Origin of the sequence: Nocardia altamirensis NBRC 108246 (assembly GCF_001612685.1) — a bacterium.
Classification (GTDB): Bacteria; Actinomycetota; Actinomycetes; order Mycobacteriales; family Mycobacteriaceae; genus Nocardia; species Nocardia altamirensis.
Map to the genome: position 1 here is coordinate 20,850 of NZ_BDAY01000097.1, position 22,304 is coordinate 43,153.

Annotated in this window: 23 protein-coding genes; 8 read left to right on the plus strand and 15 right to left on the minus strand. The window is 66.4% G+C overall.

The window, feature by feature from the left end:
• Position 1: 1 nt before the first annotated feature.
• The 5 genes from hrpB to NA11_RS37625 all read right to left on the minus strand — a co-directional run bounded on the left by hrpB (position 2) and on the right by NA11_RS37625 (position 5,992).
• Complete coding sequence (gene hrpB, locus NA11_RS37605) at positions 2-2,443, minus strand: ATP-dependent helicase HrpB (RefSeq protein ID WP_069166856.1); 2,442 nt, start codon at positions 2,441-2,443, stop codon at positions 2-4.
• A gap of 51 nt (positions 2,444-2,494) precedes the next feature.
• Positions 2,495-2,929, minus strand: coding sequence for a VOC family protein (locus NA11_RS37610; protein WP_069166857.1), 435 nt, complete (start codon positions 2,927-2,929; stop codon positions 2,495-2,497).
• Positions 2,930-2,970: 41 nt separating this feature from the next.
• Entirely contained in the window at positions 2,971-4,161 is a 1,191-nt protein-coding gene (locus NA11_RS37615; protein ID WP_167837816.1) for an FG-GAP repeat domain-containing protein, read from the minus strand.
• Positions 4,162-4,165: 4 nt separating this feature from the next.
• On the minus strand, positions 4,166-4,990 hold the full coding sequence (locus NA11_RS37620) for an esterase/lipase family protein (protein WP_218023459.1): 825 nt from the start codon (positions 4,988-4,990) through the stop codon (positions 4,166-4,168).
• Between the two features lie 270 nt (positions 4,991-5,260).
• Entirely contained in the window at positions 5,261-5,992 is a 732-nt protein-coding gene (locus NA11_RS37625) for a TetR/AcrR family transcriptional regulator (RefSeq protein ID WP_069166860.1), read from the minus strand.
• Between the two features lie 488 nt (positions 5,993-6,480).
• Between NA11_RS37625 and NA11_RS37630 the strand changes: the two genes are divergently transcribed.
• The 5 genes from NA11_RS37630 to NA11_RS37650 all read left to right on the plus strand — a co-directional run bounded on the left by NA11_RS37630 (position 6,481) and on the right by NA11_RS37650 (position 10,964).
• Positions 6,481-6,783 (plus strand): hypothetical protein, encoded by a 303-nt coding sequence (locus NA11_RS37630; protein WP_069166861.1) that lies wholly within the window; start codon positions 6,481-6,483, stop codon positions 6,781-6,783.
• 55 nt (positions 6,784-6,838) lie between these two features.
• A complete protein-coding gene (locus NA11_RS37635; RefSeq protein ID WP_141718070.1) occupies positions 6,839-9,100 on the plus strand; it encodes a hypothetical protein in 2,262 nt (753 codons plus the stop codon).
• Positions 9,094-9,369: a hypothetical protein gene (locus NA11_RS37640; protein ID WP_069166863.1), complete on the plus strand. Its 276-nt coding sequence runs from the start codon at positions 9,094-9,096 to the stop codon at positions 9,367-9,369. Before NA11_RS37635 ends, NA11_RS37640 begins: the two co-directional genes overlap by 7 nt.
• 29 nt (positions 9,370-9,398) lie before the next feature.
• On the plus strand, positions 9,399-9,932 hold the full coding sequence (locus NA11_RS37645; protein ID WP_084655415.1) for a hypothetical protein: 534 nt from the start codon (positions 9,399-9,401) through the stop codon (positions 9,930-9,932).
• Positions 9,933-10,175: 243 nt separating this feature from the next.
• Positions 10,176-10,964 carry a DUF4344 domain-containing metallopeptidase gene (locus NA11_RS37650; RefSeq protein WP_069166865.1) on the plus strand — a complete coding sequence of 263 codons (789 nt, stop codon included), beginning with the start codon at positions 10,176-10,178 and terminating at the stop codon, positions 10,962-10,964.
• Position 10,965: 1 nt separating this feature from the next.
• On the opposite strand, the gene NA11_RS37655 is transcribed toward NA11_RS37650, so the two are convergent.
• The 6 genes from NA11_RS37655 to NA11_RS37680 form a co-directional block, all read right to left on the minus strand.
• Positions 10,966-12,459, minus strand: coding sequence for an endoglycoceramidase I (locus tag NA11_RS37655; protein WP_069166866.1), 1,494 nt, complete (start codon positions 12,457-12,459; stop codon positions 10,966-10,968).
• Between the two features lie 112 nt (positions 12,460-12,571).
• A complete protein-coding gene (locus NA11_RS37660; RefSeq protein WP_069166867.1) occupies positions 12,572-13,024 on the minus strand; it encodes an ArsR/SmtB family transcription factor in 453 nt (150 codons plus the stop codon).
• Positions 13,021-14,031, minus strand: a complete 1,011-nt coding sequence (locus NA11_RS37665) for a serine hydrolase (protein ID WP_245746506.1) — start codon at positions 14,029-14,031, stop codon at positions 13,021-13,023. The genes NA11_RS37660 and NA11_RS37665 overlap by 4 nt, the downstream gene beginning before the upstream one ends.
• A 105-nt stretch (positions 14,032-14,136) precedes the next feature.
• The gene (locus NA11_RS37670; protein WP_069166868.1) at positions 14,137-15,375 is read right to left on the minus strand and encodes an MFS transporter; all 1,239 of its coding nucleotides are present in this window, start codon (positions 15,373-15,375) and stop codon (positions 14,137-14,139) included.
• Positions 15,376-15,385: 10 nt separating this feature from the next.
• Positions 15,386-15,976, minus strand: a complete 591-nt coding sequence (locus tag NA11_RS37675; RefSeq protein WP_069166869.1) for an ArsR/SmtB family transcription factor — start codon at positions 15,974-15,976, stop codon at positions 15,386-15,388.
• A 171-nt stretch (positions 15,977-16,147) separates the two neighbouring features.
• Entirely contained in the window at positions 16,148-17,254 is a 1,107-nt protein-coding gene (locus NA11_RS37680) for a DUF6670 family protein (RefSeq protein WP_069166870.1), read from the minus strand.
• Between the two features lie 146 nt (positions 17,255-17,400).
• Here NA11_RS37680 and NA11_RS37685 point away from each other — a divergent pair, with 146 nt between their 5' ends.
• Complete coding sequence (locus tag NA11_RS37685) at positions 17,401-17,781, plus strand: nuclear transport factor 2 family protein (RefSeq protein ID WP_069166871.1); 381 nt, start codon at positions 17,401-17,403, stop codon at positions 17,779-17,781.
• A gap of 9 nt (positions 17,782-17,790) precedes the next feature.
• Here the strand turns inward: NA11_RS37685 and NA11_RS37690 are convergent, their stop codons facing one another.
• Together NA11_RS37690 and NA11_RS37695 are read right to left on the minus strand one after the other, a co-directional pair.
• Positions 17,791-18,378 (minus strand): hypothetical protein, encoded by a 588-nt coding sequence (locus tag NA11_RS37690; RefSeq protein ID WP_069166872.1) that lies wholly within the window; start codon positions 18,376-18,378, stop codon positions 17,791-17,793.
• On the minus strand, positions 18,375-19,016 hold the full coding sequence (locus tag NA11_RS37695; RefSeq protein WP_084655411.1) for a papain-like cysteine protease family protein: 642 nt from the start codon (positions 19,014-19,016) through the stop codon (positions 18,375-18,377). Before NA11_RS37695 ends, NA11_RS37690 begins: the two co-directional genes overlap by 4 nt.
• A gap of 283 nt (positions 19,017-19,299) precedes the next feature.
• Between NA11_RS37695 and NA11_RS37700 the strand changes: the two genes are divergently transcribed.
• Positions 19,300-20,163 (plus strand): C1 family peptidase, encoded by an 864-nt coding sequence (locus NA11_RS37700; RefSeq protein ID WP_218023460.1) that lies wholly within the window; start codon positions 19,300-19,302, stop codon positions 20,161-20,163.
• A gap of 15 nt (positions 20,164-20,178) precedes the next feature.
• On the opposite strand, the gene NA11_RS37705 is transcribed toward NA11_RS37700, so the two are convergent.
• Together NA11_RS37705 and NA11_RS46010 are read right to left on the minus strand one after the other, a co-directional pair.
• Complete coding sequence (locus NA11_RS37705) at positions 20,179-20,739, minus strand: hypothetical protein (RefSeq protein WP_141718071.1); 561 nt, start codon at positions 20,737-20,739, stop codon at positions 20,179-20,181.
• A gap of 500 nt (positions 20,740-21,239) precedes the next feature.
• Positions 21,240-21,395: a hypothetical protein gene (locus tag NA11_RS46010; protein ID WP_167837818.1), complete on the minus strand. Its 156-nt coding sequence runs from the start codon at positions 21,393-21,395 to the stop codon at positions 21,240-21,242.
• Positions 21,396-21,489: 94 nt separating this feature from the next.
• Between NA11_RS46010 and NA11_RS37710 the strand changes: the two genes are divergently transcribed.
• Positions 21,490-22,146, plus strand: a complete 657-nt coding sequence (locus NA11_RS37710) for a TetR/AcrR family transcriptional regulator (RefSeq protein WP_245746507.1) — start codon at positions 21,490-21,492, stop codon at positions 22,144-22,146.
• The last annotated feature ends 158 nt before the right edge of the window (positions 22,147-22,304 follow it).

A 22,304-nucleotide genomic window follows, 5' to 3' on the forward strand; every position in this document is an offset into this window, starting at 1 on the left:
GCTAGGTGCGAGGAGCGTTGCGGGCGGTGCCTCGATGGGCGGCGACGGTGGTGGGATCCTCTGGCCAGGCGTGTTTGGGATAGCGGCCGCGAAGGTCGGCGCGGACCTGTGGCCAGCCGGTGCGCCAGAAGGAAGCCAGGTCGGCGGTGACGGCCACGGGGCGTTGGGCGGGCGAGAGCAGGTGCAGCAGGATCGATACTCGACCATCGGCGAGACGAGGTGCGTCGGTCCAGCCGAAGACTTCCTGGACCTTCACCGCGAGCACCGGTGGGTCGGTCGAATAGTCGAGCCGCGGGCGGCTTCCGGAAGGGACCGGCAACCGTTCGGGGGCAAGCTCGTCCAAACGGGTTGCCTCAGGCCACGGCAGTAGGCGGCGCAGGGCTTGGCCTGCGTCGATGCGGCCCAGGTCGGCGCGGCGGCGGGCGGTGGCGAGTTCCGGTCCGAGCCAGGTGTCGGCGGCGGCGAGCAGTGACTCGTCATCGACCGGTGGCCATGGTGCGCCGAGCGTACGGTGCAGGAAGCCGAGGCGCTGCCTGAGGGAGACGGCATCCTCGTCCCACCGGAGCAGGCCGAGGCCGGTCGAGGTCAGGCCGTGCAGTAGTGCCGCGCTGAGCAATTGGCGATCGGGGTCACGAAGAGCCTGCTCCGACAGCACGATCGCGCCGAGTCGCTCCACGCGGCGGGCAACGACGTCGCCGTCGAGCCACGCCACCTGTTCCTCGGTCACCAGCAGATTCGCCGCCGCCCGGCGGGCCAGCTGCTCATCGGCGACGGCGGCCAATCGAATCCGAGCGTCGGACCGACCGGGATCGCGGGTGGCCGACGCGACCGCCAGCCACTCCGCGTCGGCCAATCCGGAGCCAGGCGGCAGGGTGGCTGCGGTGCCGCCGACCATCAGGTAGCTCGTTGATCCCGGGCCACGACGTCGCGCCAGTCGCTCCGGATGTGCAAGGGCGACAACCAAAGCCGGATCGTCGACGCCGTCCGATGCGGCCACCAGACGGGACAGGCGGTCGACCTCACGCAGCCAGCGGGGTGGGCGGTCCCGCCGCAGTGTCCGCAGGCCCGCCACGAGATCGACTGCTGGCGTGTGGGTGTCGTCGTCGAGGACCGTGACCACTTCCGCCGCCGCGCGGGCGCCGACGTCGGCGGCGCCGTCGAGCAAGGCCCGCGCCAGTCGAGGGTGGAGTCCGAGCTGGGCGATGCGCCGGCCGCGCTCGGTCACCGCGCCGTCTGCGGCCACTGCGCCCAGGGCGCGCAAAACCGCACGGCCCGCGGACAATCCGCCGTGCGGCGGGGCATCCCACCAGGCGAGGCCGGTGCCGTCGGGGGTGCCCCAGCACGCGAGTTCCAATGCCAGTCGCGTCAGATCGGCGGTTCGGATCTCCGGCTCGGGATAGGCGGGCAACGTGCTGTGTTCATACTCCGGCCAGCATCGCCAAGTGTGCCCCGGCGCCTCGCGGCCTGCGCGCCCGGCGCGCTGTTCTGCCACCGCCGCCGAAACACGTACTGTCGCAAGGCCGGACAATCCGCGGCCCCGATCGATACGCGGCACCCGTGCCAGCCCCGAATCCACCACGGCCCGCACCCCAGGCACCGTCAAGCTGGATTCGGCGACCGCCGTCGACAGCACAACGCGCCGCCGCGCCCCTCGGCGCAACGCCGTGTCCTGGCTCGCCGCGGAAAGCCGCCCGTGCAACGGGACCAGATCCACGTCCGGCTCGTTCGCCAACAGCTCTGCAGTCCAACGGATTTCAGCCGCGCCAGGCAGGAAGACCAGCACATCACCCGCAGTGCTCGCGAGCGCGGAACGGGTGGCGCGCGCTACGTGCGCTGCCACCTGCTCCCGTGGCAGCGGCGGGACATACGTCATGTCCACCGGGTAGGCGCGCCCATGCACTTCGACGACAGGGGCATCCTGGTCCCCGCCGAGGAGTGCCGAAAGTCGGCCTGCGGCAACCGTTGCCGACGTGGCGAGCACCTTGATATCCGGGCGAAGACCGGCCCGGGCGTCGAGCAGCAACGCCAACAGCAGATCCGCGTCCAAATGCCGTTCGTGGCATTCGTCGAGCACGACCACATCCGTGCCGTCGAGTTCGGGATCGCCTTGCAATCGCCGCACGAGCAGGCCGGACGTCACCACCTCGACGCGGGTCCGTGCGCCGACCCGGCGATCCCCACGGACCGAATACCCGACCTGCTCCCCCACCTGCTCACCCAGCAACGCCGCCATCCGAGCCGCGGCCGCCCGCGCCGCCAACCGGCGCGGCTCGGCCACCAGCACGCGACCCGTAGTCGCCGCCGCCAACGCCAACGGCACCAACGTCGTCTTTCCGGTGCCAGGCGGTGCGACGAGCACGGCGGTGCCGCGCTCGGCCAGCGTGCCGACGATATGGTCGAGCACGCCGCGAACCGGCAGATCAGGGAGTTCAGGGAGCTTCATCACCGAACAGTCTGCCCGCCGCGGCGGTATCGACCTCGCCGGTGTCCGCCCTCAGTCGAGACAGAACTCGTTGCCCTCGACGTCCTGCATCACGATGCACGACTCGTTGATACCGTCGGCGGCCAGCAGCTGGAAGCGCACCGCGCCGAGCTCGACCAGCCGTGCGCATTCGGCCTCGAGTGTCGCCAGGCGCTCGTCTCCCACGAGTCCGGTGCCGACCCGGACATCGAGATGCACCCGATTCTTGACAACCTTCCCTTCGGGCACGCGCTGAAAGAACAGCCGCGGTCCAACACCGGTCGGATCAACACAGGCAAACGCCGACCCCTGCTGCTCCGGCGGCAACGCGCGATCGAACTCTTCCCACGACGCGAACCCCTTCGGTGGTGGCGGCACGACGTACCCCAACACCTCGCACCAAAACCGCGCAACCCGCTCGGGATCCGCGCAATCGAAGGTGACCTGAACCTGCCTGACCGATGCCATTGGTCAACCATAGAGCCGCGATCTTCGTCGGCTCCACAGGATTACGCCGGGGTGTTGTTGACCAGCACGGCGACGTCGGCGGAGAAGGTGCTTGCGGTGACCAGGTCGGGTAGGCGATTGCGGTTCAAGGGGACGGCGTGTGCGGCCTGGCCGCCGAGGCCAATGGTGTGTTGTTCTACGTAGCTGAAGGTGTGATCGCCGTTGTTGCGCCAGATTTGGACGACCGAGGGCACGAATTGGACGACGGCGATGTCCTGGAGGCCGTTGTGGTGGCCGGTGTAGTCGCCGGGCTCGACGGCGCAGGGACCGACGGGGCCGAAGGTGGGTGTCGGTGGGCCGAAGGTGCCGTCGCCGTTGCCGTAGTGCACGGAGAAGCTGAAGGCCGCGATGTTGGCGGTGACGAGATCGAGGGTGCCGTTGCCGTCGACGTCGGAGAGCTTGATGTCCTCGTCGGGCAGCAACAGCAGGTGCCAGCGCGGCGGCAGGAAGCCGCCGTGATGGTCGTTGAGCATGACCCAGGCCCCTGAGGTGGCGCGATCCTCGACGACCAGCGACGGCCACCCGTCACCGGTGAGGTCGCCTGCCTGGATGCCGAGTTTCAGCAAGCCGGCGCCGAACCAGCGCGGCGGCGCGAAGTGACCGTTGCCGTCGTTGTCCATGATGCCGACGCCGCCGGGGACCGGAAGCACGTTGTTGATGGCCAAGCCGGGATGCCCGGTGTGGTTGAAGTCCGCGATCGCCACCCCGAAGGGCAGCCCGCCGGGGCGGGTGGTCACGGTGGCGTTGGGGTCGGTGGCATAGGTGTGGTCGACGGCGAAGTTGCCGTTGCCGTCGTTGAACAAGACGCTGATGCTGGCCAGATTGGTGACGACCAGATCCAGGTTTCCGGTGCCGCGCAGGTCGGCGGCCTGCACCGCGTTGGCGCCGATGTCGGTGGCGACATACTGGGTGCGGCGCAGTTGCCCGTCGCCGTCCCCGCGCGAGATGGCAACGCCACCTGCGGTGTCGACGGCGGCGACGTCGGCGTTGCCATCGTGATCGAAGTCGCCCGCGGCGATGGTCTGGGACCCGAGGCCTTGGCCCGCGCTCCCGACCGGGTACTGCACGGACTCACGGAAGATCGGCGCCTGGCCCGGATCGGACCACGAACCGGTCGGTGGCGCCGCACTCGCCACGGAGCCTGCTGACCCCGCGACGAGCACGGCGGCGGCGAACCAGCGTGTGATGCGCACGTTTTCAGATCCCCGCCGGTCCGACTTGCACTGCGGCACAGGTCGGCGGCACCGCATGTTCGGGGTCGAGTGCGTTCTGCACCAAGCGAATTGCGACCGGATCGGATGTCAGCAGCATGTGCTCGCTGAGGTCGCCGGGGCAGACGTCCTGCAGCAGAATGTTGGTGACGTTGGGCCCGGGGGTCAGGAATCCCGTCGTGTACGGCGTGGCGAATTCATCGGTGCGCGAGGCGACAACGGTGTACTTGATCCCGGGAAGCGTTTCACCACCGCTGTTGAGGTCCCGGATGAAGTCGGATGTCGGCAGCTGTTCGATGCAGGACGGGCACACTGCGGCGGTCACCGGCGGCACGATGGTGATCGGGAGATTGATCACGCCCCACTCGGTTCCGTGATTGTCCGGGGCCAGACCGACAAGTGTGTTGACCTTGGTGGTGCCGCCGAGGTTCTTCAGGTAATACCGCGGCAGCATGCCGCCCTGGGAATGGCCGACGATGTCCACTTTCTTTGCGCCGGTCGCGGACAGCACCCGATCGATGAAATCGGAGATCTCCCGCGCGGACTTGGCCATCGGGCCGATGCCGGACAGCGTGCCGCCCGCGACTTTGCCGTAATCGAGCGCAAAGACGCAATAGCCTGCCTTGGCCAGCGCGGGCGACATCAGCAGCCAGTTGTCCAAGCGGTTCTCGAAAGTGCCGTGCGCCAAGACAACTGGGCGCGGATGTGCGGCGCTGGGCCGGCAGGACCAGTTGTTCGCGCCTGGCGGCGGCGGGATGAGGTCCAGATCTCCAGGCCCGGAATCGGCAAATGCGACGGGCGGGACGGCCATGGCGAAAATCAGAAACAAAATAACGAGCAGGGACTTACTCGTGAAAATCTTACGCCTAGGACTAGGCATTCGCGGTCTCCGATCACGTTGCATCCCGATACCTCATCACCTGGATGCCGAAGGTTTCTGAGGCATGAGCCTAGTCAACAACGACATGCATCGCTGCCCGTATGGTGCCAATCACAGTTCAGGAATTATTAAGAACGCCATTCCATGATTGCGCATTATCCGAATTGTCACATTGCACAGCCAATTTGTTTCAGGCAGCGGTTATGCGTCCGAGACGGGGGCCGGGTCGTCGGCGAGCGCCTCGTGTAGCCGGCGGCACAGCGCCGGATCGAGACGGCCGTCGGCGCCCCGCAGGGTGTCGGCGACCGAGGCTTCGAGGAGCAGCTCCACGCCGACCCGCAAGGCCTCCCGCATCTGGTCGTGTCCGATGCGCAAGGCATCCGGCCGAGACGACAAGGCAAAGACCCCGTTGAGGGTGCCGCGCAGGAAGTTGGTCATCGGCCCCGGCGGCAGTGGCCGCAGTTCGCCGGACTCGACGGCCGCGGCGACGATCGACTCCAGCGCGCCGTTCATCCGTGCGACGCGTTCGCCGATCAGCGCCCGCGCCGCTTCGGTACCAGGACCCGTCTGATACGCGCCCGCGGATTCGATCATGGCGTACTGCCGCGGTGACTCCAGATAGAAGTGCAGGTAGGCCGCCGCCGCGTCGATCAACCGTTCGACCGGCCCGTTCGGCGCGCTGTAGACCGTCACCATGTGCTGCTCGTTCCGTTCGAGGGCTTCGTCGACCAGAGCTAGGTAGAGCTCGTCCTTGCCGGAGAAGTGCTGGTAGATCGTGGCGACCGCGACATCGGCGACGTCGGCGATCCGGTCGATGGTTGCCGAGTCTCCGTGCGTGACCAACACCTCGTCGGCCGCCGCGAGGATGCGACGACGGGTCTCGGCGCGACGACGATCGTGACGATTCGGGCGTCTCGCGACGGATTCGGACATTTGGCCATCATAGCGTTTCGACATCATAGACCCATGTGATGATCATCATGGAAGTCTATTCTTAGAATAGCGTTCTACTTAGGGTGATGAGGAGCCACTGAACCGGCTCGGCGGCCCCGTGCACAGCGCGGCCCTGGTAGCGGGCACGGACAATCGGAGCCATCGAAGGGATGTCATGCGAAACATGGGCAGCGATCGATGCGGGAACAATGGCATCTCCGACCGAATTACAACGGCTCGGTAGCCAGCTCCCCGAAGGGTTGGCGCTTCGCTTAGAAGGCATGAACTCGAGCGCGAGCGCCATGTTGTGCTGTGTATTTGCTATCTGATTGCCATGCCTTTTCAAGGATGGATATCTCTGACACCATGTCGCACGAAACATCCTTCACACAAGCATGATTCAGCCTTCTTGAGATGATCGCCACATGTTTGCTATATGTGATCTATATCCAATTGACGCTCTATAAATTCGCTCCGACTATTTCTCTATGACCAGAAAACCGCGCAACCTTGCGGTTGCTATCGCATTCGCGATCGGATTCGCAGCTACATCCCTTCTGTTCGCCCCGAATGCGTCGTCGGAACCCATTCCGAACGGCTGCACGGCGGATTATTCAGTCGCAAATGAAGTGACGGTGAATTGCGGGCCTGGCGCCGGGAGCGGCACCCACGCGTTCATCCGGTGCCGGGACCTCGGCGGCGTGGCGCACACCCGCATCGGCATTCCCATCGGCCCGGACGGCGGAGCGTCGCGCGCGGTGTGCGCGACCGACGAAACCGGCCCTGCCTGAACCCTTTTCAGCCCTCACCTGCGCTCGCGCCCGAAGCATGATTGGAAGGATTTCGATGTCTACTGTCTGGAAGCGTTCCACCACCGCTGAATTCGCCTCGAGCCGTGCGGGCCGTGACCGGGTGGAACGCACGCCCGCCTGGCGCGGGCTCTGTGCCGCAGCGGCATTCGCGTCGCTGAGCACGGTCGTGATGTCCGCGGCCGGTAACGCCAACGCCGATATCTTCGGCCTCCCCATCCCCACCGACCCGGTCGGTGCCGTCGTCGGCGGCGCCCAGGACCAACTCCCTGCCGTCGGCGCGGCGATCGGCGCGGTGGCACCCGGTGTCGACGTGGCGGGCATCGCCCAGGGCGCGCTCGACACGGCGCTGCCCCCGCAGGCCAATGTCGGCAATCCGGTGCGCGACACCTTGCAGTCGTTCACCGACAGCCTGCGCTCGGCACCCAATCCTGGCGGGTGGCGCGGCGACAGCCTTCCGATCCGGGACACTGCGGCGCCCGCCGGCGACCCGCTCGCCAATGTGGCCGCCCTCGCCGCTCAGATCGGCAGATCGCGCACCGATGTCGGTCGCCTCGCGGACTGGGCCAACCGCACCTTCCCCACCGGGCCGCTGCGCGGACCCGTCCAGGATCTGCTGAACTTCGCCGCCGCGGCCACCGAGGCGGCCGGATCCCGGCGGCGCGACTCGGCCGTGCGCATCGACGATGTGATCGAGCAGGCGCGCGTCGTGTTCGACTTCCCGAAGGGTGACGTCGACGTCAGCGCAGCGCTGCGGAATCTGGTGCACGGATTGACCGCGCCGACAAGCGGTCCGGCCGAACTGCTCGACTATCTCTCCCCTGTGGTCGATCTGCTCGATGGCCGTGCTCCGGATTCGCTGTTGCATGTCGTGCGTGGCTTGATCGCGGGCGACGGGCCGCTCGGCATCCACCAGGCCTTCCTGTTCGCGGGCGGCTTCTTGTTCGTCGGCGGCCCGGTGCTGCCGCTGCTGCTCGCCGGTGCGGTCGCCCTGCTGCCCGCGCTGCTGATCGCCGCACCGTTCGTCCTCGGCGCCTTGGTGATCGGCGGTCTACTCCTGGCCCTGCCGGTGCTGATCATCGGTGGCGTGCTGCTCGCCGTGTTCGCGCTCCCGATTCTGCTTATCGGTGGTCTTGTTCTGGCGGTTGGCGGGCTACTGCTGATCGGTCTGCTGCTGTGCCCGCTGACCTGGCCAGTGCTGCTCGGCCTCGCAATCGGCTTGCCCGTGCTCGCGATTGGCGCACTGCTGCTGGTCGGCCTGTTGCTGTGCCCGCTGACCTGGCCAGTGCTGCTTGGCCTTGCACTTGGTGTGCCGGTGCTTGCAGTTGGCGCACTGTTGCTGGTCGGCCTGCTGCTGTGTCCGCTGACTTGGCCAGTGTTGCTCGGCCTTGCACTCGGCCTGCCGGTGCTCGCGATTGGTGGACTCCTGCTGGTCGGCTTGCTGCTTTGCCCGCTGACCTGGCCGGTGCTCGGAGGCGTCGCACTGGTGGTGTTCCTTGCGCTGTGCCCGCTCACTTGGCCGCTGCTGGCGATCGGTGCGCTGGTCTTCGGCCTGCCGCTGCTGGCCTTCGGTGGTCTCGTGCTCTTCAAGCTGTTCGAGATCGGCACGGCGTTGACCCTCATGGCGGTCGGTGGTGCCTTGCTCGCCGCCGGGTTCCTGCCCCTGCTGCTGGTCGGCGGACTCGCCGTCCTCGGCACGCTGCTCGCGCTCGGTATCGGCGCGAGCGTGATCGCGCTGATCACCGCGGCCATCGTCACGCCGCTGGCGTTCGGGCTCGGAGCATTGGCCACGGCGTTGATCGGCGGACCGATCCTCGCCTTCCTGGTTGCCCTGGAAACGGCGAAAATCGTTGGGACGCTCGGCTTCCTCCTCGGCTTCGCGCTCGGCGCGGCCACCGGCGCCGGAGCAGTGGCGCTGGCCGTCGCCGTGGCCGCAGCGGTCGCGTTCGTGGCGGCACTGCTGTTGAGCAGGCAGTTCCGGTCCTATCTCATCTCCATCGTGCGATCCGCGCTCGACGCCCTCAGCCCCCGATCCGGCGAGACCAGCGGGGTCGCACCGAACCGGACACAGTTCCTCGACGACCTCATCCCCGACGACGCCGATCTGGACAAGGTCATCGCGTCGCTGACGAAGTCACCGGCCTCGGCGCCGAATCAGGCAAAGCCACCGCGATCGGGTGCCACCCACGCCCGCGTCCCGTTCGTCGCGCCCGCCGCCGCCGATGCCAGGATCTACGGCACCGACACCCGCCGCGTGCTCGCGTTCGCGCTCGCGGACGGGGAAGGCATGCCGTGCTGAACACCGCGTCGCCGTCGAGCGTCCTCGACGTCGACGCAGGACTGCTCGACCTGCGCACCGCATCGATCGGGTACGGGTACTACACCGAAAACGTCAGCGCCGTAGACGCATTCACCCGAGATCGCCGGCGCGCCCGCTCCGGGCCGACCGGCTGGTGGAACCGGCACCGCGGGCTACGCCTCGGCGTCGGACTCGCCATGACGGTCAACATCGGGCTGCTGCCTGCCGCGCAGGACGCCTTGCTGTCGATGGTGCCCCACCTGACATGAACAACGATGACCATCTCGAAAGGTTCGCCGTGAACAGCTCTTCGAACGGCTTCGGCGCCGCTTCGGAATCGCCCCATGCCGACTTCCACGTGGAATACCTGTATGGACCGCAGTGGCCTGCCGTCGTGGTGCTGATCGAACGCGCCGCACAGCTGATGGCCGAGGAGCGCGACCGCATCGACGCGGCCGCGCGTGAAATGAATGCCGAGATCGCCGCATTGACCGGCTTCGGCAGCGGTGGCCTGACTCGGCTGCTGTCGAATGCGGGCCGCCAGGGCGGCACCGCCCTGGAGATCGCGGTGCAGACCGCCAAGGACTACGGCCGTCTGCGCAACGTACAGACCGCCGGACTTGTTGTCGGCCAAGTTGTTTCGCCGGAAACGGACACGACCGACCTGACCACGCTGCTGCAGTCGTTCGGTTCCGTCGGCCGTCTCGCCGTGGTGCGGCAGGCAGCCACCGCGACGATTCTGCAGGACCTCGTCGGCCGTGGCCGCTTCGTCAGGGCGGTCCACGACGAGCTGATGGCACCGTGGCGCGCCGCGATCGGAGGGGTGAATTAATAACGGCAGCAATGGGTTGCGGAATTGCCGCAACCCATTGCTGCCGATTAATACGGTCGAAAATCCGAGGCGAACAGCGCGGTATTCACGCTGACGGCAGAACGTCCTGGCGTGCGATATAGTCGATCCGCTCGCGTCTTTTCTGTTCGTGGTGCCGCTGTAACCAGCATTCTTCCCGCTCCCGCTCCTGTGATCCACTTTCACACTACGGAGGAACAGTTGAGAATTGCCAGAATTATCGCCGTGCTCGTTGCCATCGCGGCGGTCACGCTCACTGCCTGCGGAAAAGATAGTTCGACTGCGTCGTCCGATGCAGCGGCAGCGAGCGGTGACGCGGACAAAGGACAGTTCGTCGCACGGTACGAGGCTGCCGAAGGCGATTTGCGGCCGATTCAGCAGATGCTGCAGAACGCAAAACTGCTCGAAACCGTCGCCGAGGACTCGAACGGCCTGCTCAAACTACCGTCGGACATTTCCGTAGTCGGCAAATCGTGTGGTGTGCCGAACGCCTTCTGGACGCCGGACGACCAGACCATCACGATGTGCTACGAGTACGCCGACATGCTGCAGCGTGCGTTCGCCAAGGACAGGGACCAGGCACAGCCCGTCGACAAGGAAGTCATCGGCGCGATGACCGCCGTTTACTACCACGAGCTCGGCCATGCGGTCATCTCGACCTACCAACTGCCCGTCACCGGCCGGGAAGAGGATGCCGTCGATCAACTCTCCGTGGTCATCCTGTCGAGTGGACCCGAGGAAATGCAGCAGATGATCCTCACCATCGCCGACGCATGGCGTCGTATGGCAGCCGACGACAAGGAGCTGGACGCGGACACCTTCGCCGACGAGCACTCGCTCAACGCGCAGCGCGAATACAACTTCATGTGCTGGGCGTACGGCTCCAACCCGGACAAGTACGCATCCATGATCAGCAATGGTCAACTGCCCGAGGCGCGCGCCGAGCGGTGCCCCAAGGAATTCGACGATATGCAGAACGCGTGGTCAGTCCTCCTCTCCGACCACCTCAAATAGGTCAGGCACGAGGCGGATCCGTCGGCACCGTGGCTCCTGCGGAACCTGGGCGGTTGATGTACACCGTGACGGTGCCGGTGCCGTTTCCGGCCACGGTGACCACGCGGGCGCCCGGTGGCGAGGTCACGGTGCCGCCCTCGACTCGGACCTGGTAACCGTTCGGGTAGTGCAGGTCGGAGACGTAGATCTCGGTCGGCGCGGACGAGGCGCGAGGGACGTATCGGTAGGCGAAGTCGCCGTTGGCAGGATCGAAGAACATCCGGTCGGGGGTGCCCGCGGTGGCTCGCGGATAGGTGCGCACCAGGTCGCGGCCGATGGCGCCGAGGAACGGGTCCGGTTTGGGGCCGTTCGGGCCGAAACTCGAGGCGTAGTGCCAGTATTGCCAGCCGATGAAGCGTTCGTCGGCGCGCGCCAACGTGTTGCGCAGCACCGTTGCGTCACCATCGCCGAATTCGGTGACGAGCGTGGGGATTCCGGTTCTGCGGGTGAACGCGTCGATGTTGCCCCAGGTCTTGTCCTGCTGCACCGGGCACACGCCGCGCAGTTCCTCGGGCAGGCCGAGGTAGATCGCCAGCTGGCTGGGGATGCAATAGTCGTGCGGGGCGAAGACGATGTCGGGTGAGGTGATCGGCGGGTTCTTGCCCAGGTTCGTCGGCATGGTCTCGTTCCAGGTCACATTCGGCTCCCAGAAGACCGGGATGTCGGCGTTGCGGGCGCGCACGGCATCGGTCAGTTTCTGCATCGCCGCTTGATATTTGGCGTCGAACCGTGGGCAGCCGTTGGGGAAACAGCTCAAAAATGGGGAACCGGGCCATGGTTCGTTCATCAGCTCGATGCCGAGCACGCCCGCACGACCCTTCACCTTCGCGGCCAAGGCGGCCAGCGCATCGCCAAGATAGTTCAGCACCCCGTTGCTGTTGTCCCACACCTCGTCCCAGCCTCGGTTCATGCTCGGCATCAGGTAGTACAGCGGGAAGCCCGGATTCGGTTCGAGGGCGCCGGGCCGTGATCGCAGCGACCATTCCGGAAAGCCGTTGCCGCCCCAGATCTTCGACAGTCCGTCCTGGTGATGGTCGAGCAACGTGTAGATGCCTTGCGCCGCAAGCGTGTCGACAGTTCGCACTATCCGGTCCAGGTAGGCGGTATCGAGGACGCCGCGGGTCGGCATCAGCCCGGCGAAGTTCACACCGAGCCGCACCGTGTTGAACCCGTGCCCTGCAAGGAGTGCCGCGTCCTTCTCGGTGACCGTGAAGCCGTCGCCGGGTTCGAGGTAGGGCGCGTCCTTGTCGACGTTGTTCACACCATGCAGCAGGACGGTGCGCCCGCTGGCGTCGACGAGATGCCTGCCCGCGGCCTGAATCCGGCTGATCGCCGGTTCGGCAGGTGCGGATTGCGCCGGAGACGCAACCACCAGCGACCACCCGAAGGCGAGTACAGCGACACCGGCCAGCCACCGCCGCCCGGCGAAACATTGTTTCAAATACTTTGTGCGCATTGCCATTTCGTGTCCGATCGCGAGTCACAAGACTTAATGGTCACACGTCCAGTTTGTGCGACAGCGTCCCACCGCGTTCGGTTTTCCCGACTTTTCGACAGCAGCAGAACCGCTAACGCAGGACCTCGGCGATATCGGCGGCAGCGGTCATCAGCACCAGCACGGGCACCACTTTCGCCGGCGGAATGTGATACACACCGCGGCCTTGCTGTTCGACGATGCGCGCCGAGGTGAGCGCACGCAGATGGTGATGCAGCTGGCCCGCCGAGCTCAGCCCGACGGCCTCGGCGAGTTCGACGCCGGTCCGCGGACCGTCGAGCAACACCTCCACCAGCGCTTGCCGCACCGAGTGCCCCAGCGCGGCAAGCACTTCGACCCGCGCATGCGCGGGCAGCTGGCGCACCGCACCTGCGCTGTACTGGATCGTCCAGTCGATCTGGCCGCCGAGGTCGACGCTGCCGCCGTACCGGATGAACCCGCGAGCGTCGTCCTCGGCGGGACGCTGCGATTCCAGCGCAGCGATCCGCGCTTCCAGTTCGGCGAGCTTGGCGTCGACATCGGTCATAGTGCGCAGGTTAACTGTGCCAGTGCGGGAGGCTCCACCATGGCCTTGAACAACAGCTCCTGCTGGCGCAGCTCTTTCATCGCCGCGACCCACAGCTCCCCTGGCATCCGCCGGTTGAGCAGTACCGCGGTCGCCACAGTCCCGTCGGTGCGCCGCAGGTAGATCGCATCCGTCAAAACACCCGCTAATGAACCGCCTTTGAACCCGATCGCCGCAAAACCCGCAGGCGGTTGCTGCCACTCCAATTGCGCGCGAGCGATATCCGCGCCCGCGCCGAAGGCGCCCGTCGCGAGCGACCGGTGCAGCGCCGTCAGCTGACGGGCCGACGCCGTATGCGTGGTCTCCACCCAGGCCAACTGGGCGTCGAACGAGGGAATCGGTCTCGACTGCACCGCAATCCGATACAGCGGATCATTCGCATACCGCTGCGCCGCCGCCCACGCATCCACTCCCGGCTCCGACAACCGAATCATCATGCCGAGCAGCGAAGGCGGCACAAACCCATGCCATCCGCCCGCAGCAGCCGCATCGATCAGCGCCTGATCACCGAGCCGGTTCCGCAGGTAGTCCGGCGTAGCGTTGTCGCTCTCCCTGATCATCGCGCTGACCATCTCCGCAACGGTCACACTGTCTCCGGGCAGCCGACTCCGTGCCTGCTCATGCGCCCCACCATCGGTACCGGGTAGGTACCACCGCTCCCACTCGGCGACCGGCACCCGCTCCTGCGGATCCAGCGTGCCCGCCGCAACCGCCCGCGCATAAGCCGCCAGGTGCACCACCTTTACCGCCGATGCGATCGGCTGCTGCTCGTCCCCTCGTCGCTCCGCGACTCCCCCGAGCCCGTTGTCGACGAGAACCGAAATATTGTCCGGCTCTTCGTGAATCCGCCCCAGCCACTCGTTCGCCGACCCGACCCCCGCCTTGGGTGCCTGCCCGCACACTTCGGCGTGCCCTTTGCCCGACCAACCCACGACCAGCGCCACGGCCAGCGCCACCACTGCTGCCATCCGATGAAGCATTGCCCCTCCGTAATTCCGCAATTCCGTAATAACGAACAATCGCCACCGTACCTCCACCCGAAGCGGACGTCGAGTGCGGGCCGGATGCTCCGTTCAGCGGGGCAGTTCGGCGCTGCGTAGCGCGCGAGCGCATAGTCCGACGACGGGGCCGAGCGCTATCAGGGCAGCGCTCGCCATGAACACCGGGCGCGTTCCCCATGCGGCGATGGCCGCGCCGGTCACCGGGTAGGTCAGCGGGGCCAGGCCGACTTGCAAGAGGCTGAGCACGGCGGTGACGCGGCCGAGGTAAGCCGGGTCGGCGGACGTCTGCAGCAGCGCCGCACCCAGCGCGCTACTGAGGCCTGCGGTGATCCCGAAGATGACGGCGGCGCCGACAGCCGCGGACAACGTCGGCATGAAGGCGATCGCACCGATCGCCGCGGCGGCGAGGACCAGGCACGCCTGCTGCACCAGGCCGGCGCGCGGGAGCCAACCGCGCACCGTGAGCAGCAGCGAAGAGACGGCAGCGCCGACGCCGAAGGCGCCGAGCAGCCAGGCGTAACCCGTTGCACCCCAGCCACGTTCACTGGCCAGCAGCGGTGCCCCGATATTCAACGGTCCGGTGAAGCCGAGTTCGCAGATCGCCAGGACAACGACCAGCGGCCCGAGTATCCGATCGCGGCAGCTGTAGCGCAGGCCGTCGATCAAGTCCTGCCAAGCGTTTCCCTCCGGCTTCATGGCGTCGCCATGATCCGGGACCGGTGTCATCCGCACCGTGATCAGCAGCGGCAGCGACATCGTGAACAATGCCCCGGCGACAGCGAAAGCCACGGCCGGACCACCCAATGCCATCGCCAACCCGCCGAGCGGCGACCCACCGACGAGCGCCGCCCGAGTGGCCAGCCCACGCAAACCTTGCACTCGCGCAAGCTGATCCGGCCCGGTGATGCGCGGCGGGAGCGCACCGACCGCAGGCAAGAAGAGAGCTTCCACCGTGCCGAAGACCAGTCCGACCACCACCAGCAACCACACGCCGGGTGTCGTCACCGCAACGACACTCGCCGCGACCAGCATCACCACGCAGCGCGCCAAGTCGCTGCCGATCAACACTTTTCGCGGGCCGAACCTATCGGCCAGCACACCCCCGCCGAGCATCAGCACCGCCCTCGGCACCGAAGCCGCGGCCAGCACCAGCCCTGCTTGCACCGGGCCGGCAGTCTGGATCGCCGCCCAGGAGAGCGCGAGAAAGTACACGTTGTCGCCGAGCAGTGAGCAAACGAATGCGCCGAGCCAGCGCAGGACGTTCGCGTCTCGGTAAGCGGGCCTTGCCGTTTGGATGGCTGTCGCCGTCATGCGACACTCCTCAGGGTCGGTACGGGAATCCGTAGAGGTGCAACGCAACGTGCTCGCGGCCCTCGGTGTCGCCGGCGTCCTCCGCCGCTCGGCCGCGCTGCTGCCAGCGGCGAGCCACAGCCGCCATCTCCTCGGCCAGTTCGGCCAGCTCGGCCGCCGTCAGCCGCGGCACGTACTCGGCGCTGAACGCGGCGTCCGTCCACTCCGTCGACCACGCCGACTGCTGATCGAGGAAGGCGCCGTACCGCTGCGTGCGCGTCGCGAGCAGCTGCCGCGTCACCTGACCGACCACCGCCGCACCCTCCGGATCGCCGACGAAGTCCGAGCCGCGAAAGCTCCATCCCTTGTCCGACACCGGCTTCCACCACCGCTCGCGCCCATCCGTGCCGAGCTCCGGCGCCTCGACAATGAAGCCGTGTGCCGCCAGCTTCCGCAGGTGATAGCTCACCAGGGACACCGCCTCGTCCACCTGGTCGGCGAGCTGCGAGGCAGTCGCGGCGCGAGCCGTGGACAGCGCCCGGTACAGCGCGATACGGAGGGGATGCGTAAAGACCTTCAGCGCCTCGAGATCGGTGATGGTCGGTGTGAATTCCCTTGCCATGCTCCGAGATTAGATACGAAAGAAAAATTGCGCAATAAATGTTGCGCAATTGCGTAACCGGCGGGCCAAGGACGAGATCTACTCAGCCCTGGCCTGCGTGGCATCAACGATGCTGCACTGCACCACTTTTCAAGCCCAAGCGGCACCCAGTTGGCGGTGAACCAGGCCCGATCAGCCGGTTCGGGCAGGCGTCACGCGAAAGTCGGGTGCCGCCCGGTTCGCCGCCTCGCAGTCGATGTACTCCATGTACCCGCGGGAATCGAACGCCTGCCCCTGAAAACTCCCCTGACAGCGGTAGCCGACGATGTACCCGCGGCCGACACCGAACCGCGGCGGCGAGTCGACGACGCCGTGCACGACGAGGTCCTCGCCTGCGGCCCAGGTGAACCGAACCGGCAAGCGCATCTCGTTGCCGTACGGATCGACGGTCGTCTCCGCGGCATACTCGGTGACCTCGAAGCGCACGTTCTGGTGGGTGGCCCAGGTGGGCCCGCCGAGGGATCGGTGATAGGCCATGGTTACCAAAGGCTCACCCACCACATGGACATCGGCGAGCAGCAGGTGCGTCCGGTCGTCGATGCCGATCACCTGGTACGTGAAGAAATCGAGGGGCACCTTGGCGCCGTCACTCAACCCTCGGTCGAGCACACCGTGCAGACCGAGACATGCGGCGTACTCGAACGTGCCGACGCCGGACACCTCGGTGCGTTCGCTGCCGACACCGACCCAACCTTCGTATTCGACAGCCAGGCTGATGTGGTCGTAAACCGGTGTGCGCGCGAACCATACAACCTGATCGGTGCAGCGCAGCCGCAGCTCGGCGGTGAAATCACCGGCCCGAACCGACACCTGAAGGTTCGGATAGGCGCCTTCGATGACGACGTCGCCGCCGAAATCGAGCAGCGAACCATCCGGCCGCAGCTGACACTCGTTCGCCATCGAGTAGCTCCGATAGAACGCCGCCTCCGGCGCGGCCGTGGAGACCGAGACGGTGACGGTGTCGCGCGGGCTGGTGGTGACCCCGGCGTCATTGTCGAGGGCGGTGGCGCCGGGCAATCCGGCGATCACCATGGTGCTGAAATAGCGGTGCGGTTCCGGCAGATCGGGGATCATCACGCCGTAGTGCGTCCACCCGTATCGATGCCCGCCCACATGCGGCCGCAGCATGGCGGGCTGGGTGAACGGCCTGCCTGTCGCGCGGATCGCGGCACCGGAGGCCAACGGAACAGCACGGAAGGCGACTGGTTTCGCCATACGCCACAACAGGTTTGGTCGCATATGCGCAGATCATACGCCGCCGAAGGAAGTATACGTAACCGAATGTCGCATCAATTTCCGCACGTCGTCCGAGAACATCGGCTCCCCCATCCATGATGTGATGGCACTTGCGGTCCGATCAGACCGTATGACCTCTAGGACATGACATGGCCGATGTTGATGCGACCCTCGAGCAGCTGATCGATACGTACTGCGCGGCATGGAGCGACGCCGATCCACAGCGCAGGCGCGCATTGCTGAGCCAAGTGTGGGCGGACGGGGCGACCTACACCGATCCGACGGTGCATGCGACAGGAGCCGACGAGCTGCTCGCCCATATCGCGACCGTGTTCGCGCGGCGGCCAGGCACCACCGTCATTCGGACGAGCAAGGTCGACGCCCACCACGACGTCGCCCGCTTCGCCTGGCATGTGGTGCTGGCGGACGGGACGGCGTTGCCGGACGGCATCGACTTCGTCGAATTCGACGGAGTCGAGCGCATTCGCCGGATCGTCGGGTTCATGGGACCCGTCGTGCCGACGGTGTAGGTCGGACGCTCAGCGGGCGCCCAGCCAGACGCGGAACCCCGCGGCGTCGAATTCCGTGCCTGCCAATCCCGGATTCGCACCGGAAGACAGCACGGTGACGCTCGTGCGCGTCCACGCGAACCAGGTGTGCGTCGGATAGTCGAGCAGCAGGCGCGCGTCGCCGCGTGGACCGCCCGTCTCCTCGTCCCCGGTCGCCATGGCCTGTGGCCGATAGGGCGGTGCCGAGGCGAGCTGCACCGTGTCGGTGCCTGCGCGGCCTGCTATGCGAACGGGCACAGCGATATAGGACGCGGTTCCCGCGGAGTCGAGGGTGGGCGCGACGTCGTCGCGAAACCGCGGATTGGTGGCGTACACCATGACTGGCGCGCCGACGCGCCGGAGCGACTCCGCCCCACCAGCATTCGCCCCCTGCTGCGAGCGGAGGAAAGGCTGGGCGAGCCGCTGCACCGCCTGGGTGCCGATCGCCTCGTCGACGACGTCGACATCCGGCTCGCTGTCCCACTTCGCCGTTGGCACACCGTCATTCGCACAGCCCGCGACGGTCGAGCCGAGTAGCACCAGGCCGATCAGAAGTCGTAATACCGGTCGCTTCATCATGATCCGATGCCGTAGTCCTCGCCGAACCAGATCCAGTTCGGGTTTCGGGTATAGGAGTCGATCGACTGGGTGACGCTGCGCCGCGACGTCGGCCAGGGATCGCCATAGGTGATGGTGCCTGCGTCCGCGTCGAACCCGTAGATCACCTGCGCATGCCCGCCACCCGCTGTCCATGCGATGCCGGTGAGGATCGGCCGACCGGCCGAGATCTCGTCGGCGACCCTGCTCATGGACAGCGGCGCGCCGACGGACGCGTCGAGGCCGATCTTCCGGAACGCCGACGCGATCTCCTCGAGGGAGGCCTGCTGATCAGGGCAGGCACCGTCGGCGCCTGCACCGTGCACCAGCGCGCAGTATCGGTTCTGGCTGATCGGCTTGTGCAGATAGGTCGCGATGGACGAACCGTCGGCGGCCCAGCACCACTGATCTGCGGCCTGGGCCTGCTGGAGGTAAGGGAGGGTCTGCGCGCCGAAGACGCCGGAGCGAAAGTCGGGCACCTGTGGCAGATTCGGCGTTACCGCTAAGCCGTTGGAATGCCCGGCAGTCCCCTCGGCCGGATCGGCGACGGCGGATCCATGCAATGCGAGCGCAATGCACAGCGCGGCAGGGCAGCACAACAATTTCCATCTCAGCCGCACGTTTCATCCTTCCGGGCGGAAATGCCTTGGGACGGTACCCATCCCCGCGCTATGCCGCAATACCGTCAAGAAGAAATAAACACCGCGTGGGCGACTTGCGTGAATTTACCTGCGGGACACCGCGGGTAACGAGCACTTAAACAAATCAGGGTGACTTATTCATTGTCGCCTTCTCCGACCTCTGGAACACTCCTTCCTCAGTTCACAGATCGTTCCGTCTGGAATCGATAGAGATTCACTCCCCGCATGCGGCCGATGCCCCATGTCCAGATCAGGAGGAACCGTGCAGTTTTCGCGTTTGTCCGCTTTGTTGGTATGCGCGGTCGGGGTCAGCCTCGCCGCGCCAGGCATCGCGAACGCCGATCCGGACCCAGCCGTCCCCGGCCTCAAGCATCACGCATTCGGGCTCGACCGCGCGGCCGCCAAAGACAGCCTCAGCCGGGACACCACCGTTGGGCTCGCGCTCCCGGTGCAGGTCGGTGCGGTCGGCGCCGCGCCTGCCGCATACTCGTTGCGGCAGTACGCATTACCCGCAGGCGACCAGGGCCAGGTCGGCTCCTGCGTCACCTGGGCAACCGGATACACCGGGTACGGAATCCTGATGAACGAGCAGCAGATCAGCGGCGCACCGATGGCCCCGATGTTCATCTACTCGCAGATCGCCCAGGGCAATGATCAAGGCACCTACGCCGGAGTCGCGTTGCCGCTGGAACAGTCGCAGGGCATCGACACCAAAGCCGACTATTGGCAAGGCGATTTCGACTACACGACCCAACCCGACGCCGCGGAACGCGCGAATGCCGTGCACTACCGGCTCTCCGGCGCCGCAGATCTCACCAAGGGTGACGTCGTCGCGAACATCAAGAAGGCCATCGCCTCCGGCCTACCCGTGCCGATCGGATTCGAGGTGCGCGAAAGCTTCGAAAACCTCGACAGCACCAACGACAACTACAACCCGGCACCGGGCGAGAAAATCCTCGGCGGCCACGAAGTAACCATCGTCGCCTACGACGCCAAAGGTGTCACCATCGAGAACTCCTGGGGACCGCACTGGGGCAAGAACGGATTCTTCACCGCCCCCTGGTCTTTCATCAGCGGAAACGATGTGAACGAAATCCATTCGATGGGCCGACTGGTCCCCGCCTGATCGGGTGCCGGCCGGCTAGTGCAGCCCGACATCCGGCCCCCAGAGGTTGATTCGAGCCTCCAGGGGCTGGATGTGGGACACGTAGATGCCGTGCAGTAGTTCGCGGGCGATCTGGTGACGCAGGTCGATCTCTTCCACCGCCAACACGATCATCTGCAGTTCGCTGAGGAACTGGTCGCGCTGCTGCGGCAGTCGTGCCCGCTCCTCGGGGACGAGGCGCGGACTACACCGCAGGTCCTCGTATTTGCGGTGGATCAGCTGATCGGTGGTGTCGATCTCCTCGGAGATCCACGCGAGAAACTCCTCCGGAGAGCTGCCGACCGACAGGATGTCGCGGACCACCGGGATGCCTGCGACCTCGCGGATCAACGCGTCGAGCTTGCCGTTTGCGCGTCGCCAGCCGGGGAAATCGCCGGCGTCGTAGGCGTCCCTGGCCTCGATGTCGATGTTCTTCTGGCGGAAGTGGAACGGTTGGGTTTGCGCGAGCTGGTCGCGCTCGAGTAGGAGCAGCAGTTTAGTGAGGGTCGCTGACCTGTCCTCGAATTCAGCGAGATCCAACTCCGACGTGCCACTCACGACTGCGCCTCGCTGACGCTCGGCTCCGTCGTGCGTGGCCGCACGCTGTGACATCGGTTCACTCGCTGACACTCGTTCACGACTGCGCCTCGCTGACGCTCGGCTCCGTCGTGCGTGGCCGCACGCTGTGACATCGGTTCACTCGCTGACACTCGTTCACGACTCCGCCTCGCAAGCGCTCGGCTCCGTCGCGCGCGGCCGCACGCTGTGACATCGGTTCACTCGCTGACACTCGTTCACGACTCCGCCTCGCAAGCGCTCGGCTCCGTGACCGCGAGCCCACCACGCATCTGCCTCGATGCCGCTGGAATGACCGCCCCAACCATGTTCTCGCCAAAGTCATCTCGTCGTGTCGCCGACAGCCCACTCGACAAACCCCCACAGTGGACCTCCCCGCACACCGCGTGCCGTTGGTCCACAGGCCATGTGTTCGTGCAGCAGAAATCGATGGTATATCCAGGCCGCTCACCACCGCGCCCCTAAAACCAGGGGACGGGCAGCTAGTTCGGCGTGTCGCCCTCGAAGTCCATGTTCTCGGCTTGGTCCTCGGTGCCGGTGGCTGGCTGCTCCTTCGGATCCGGCGCGGCGTCCACACGCTCGGCCTCGGTGTCCTCGGGCTGGTTCGAAGCCGGTTCTGAGATCATGGCTTCCAGCATGCACCACCTGCGGAGTCGATCGGACGTCGACCGCTAGGATTGCGAACTACTGGCAGTGCCCGCGAGAGGGGTCGCAGAACCGGAGGTGCGTAGCGTGCCGAGCGCTGGACGACCACCGCGCTTGTCCCTGGAGGCGATCCTCGCCGCCGCCGACCGCATCCTCGAGGCGGAAGGGCCCGACACACTGTCGATGCGACGGCTGGCCGGTGAACTCGGCAGCGCGCCGATGGCGCTCTACTACCATGTGCGCGACAAGGATCAGCTGTTGCTGCTCCTACTCGAGGCGCACGCCCAACGCATGCCGCGCCCAGACTTCCCTGAGGACCCGCGGGAGCGGCTCGTCGCGGCCGCCGTCACGCTGTACGAACTGCTCGCCGAACGCCCGTGGATCGTCGAGGTGCTCACCGGCGACGACCTCATCGGACCGTCCGCGCTCTGGATCGTCGACCTGATGATCGGCGCCGCCATCGACTACGGTTGCGCCCCCGACGAAGCCGTCTTCGTCTACCGGACACTGTGGTTCTACATCGTCGGCAACCTGATCGTCCGAGTGAACAGCGGCCGCCGCCGAGCCCGCAGCGACAACCCGGCCTACCACGAGCAGGTAATCGGCACCCTCACCACCACCACCCACCCCCACCTCGCAACGGTCGGCGATCGCTGGTCCGAACTCAACGCCCGCGACCTCCACCGAGCAGGACTCGCAGCCATCGTCGACGGATTGCTACCACCCCGCCCGGCAAACGCATAACCGCGCCGACTACCCCTGACCGATCACATCCATCGACGGCAGGCCACCGAGCGTCGTTGACGGGGAGAGAAATGGTTGTTGCCCCATCGACGGGAGTGAAATGGTTGATCAACTTCATCGACGGGAGTCAAATGGTTGCAACACACCGCGCGACACGC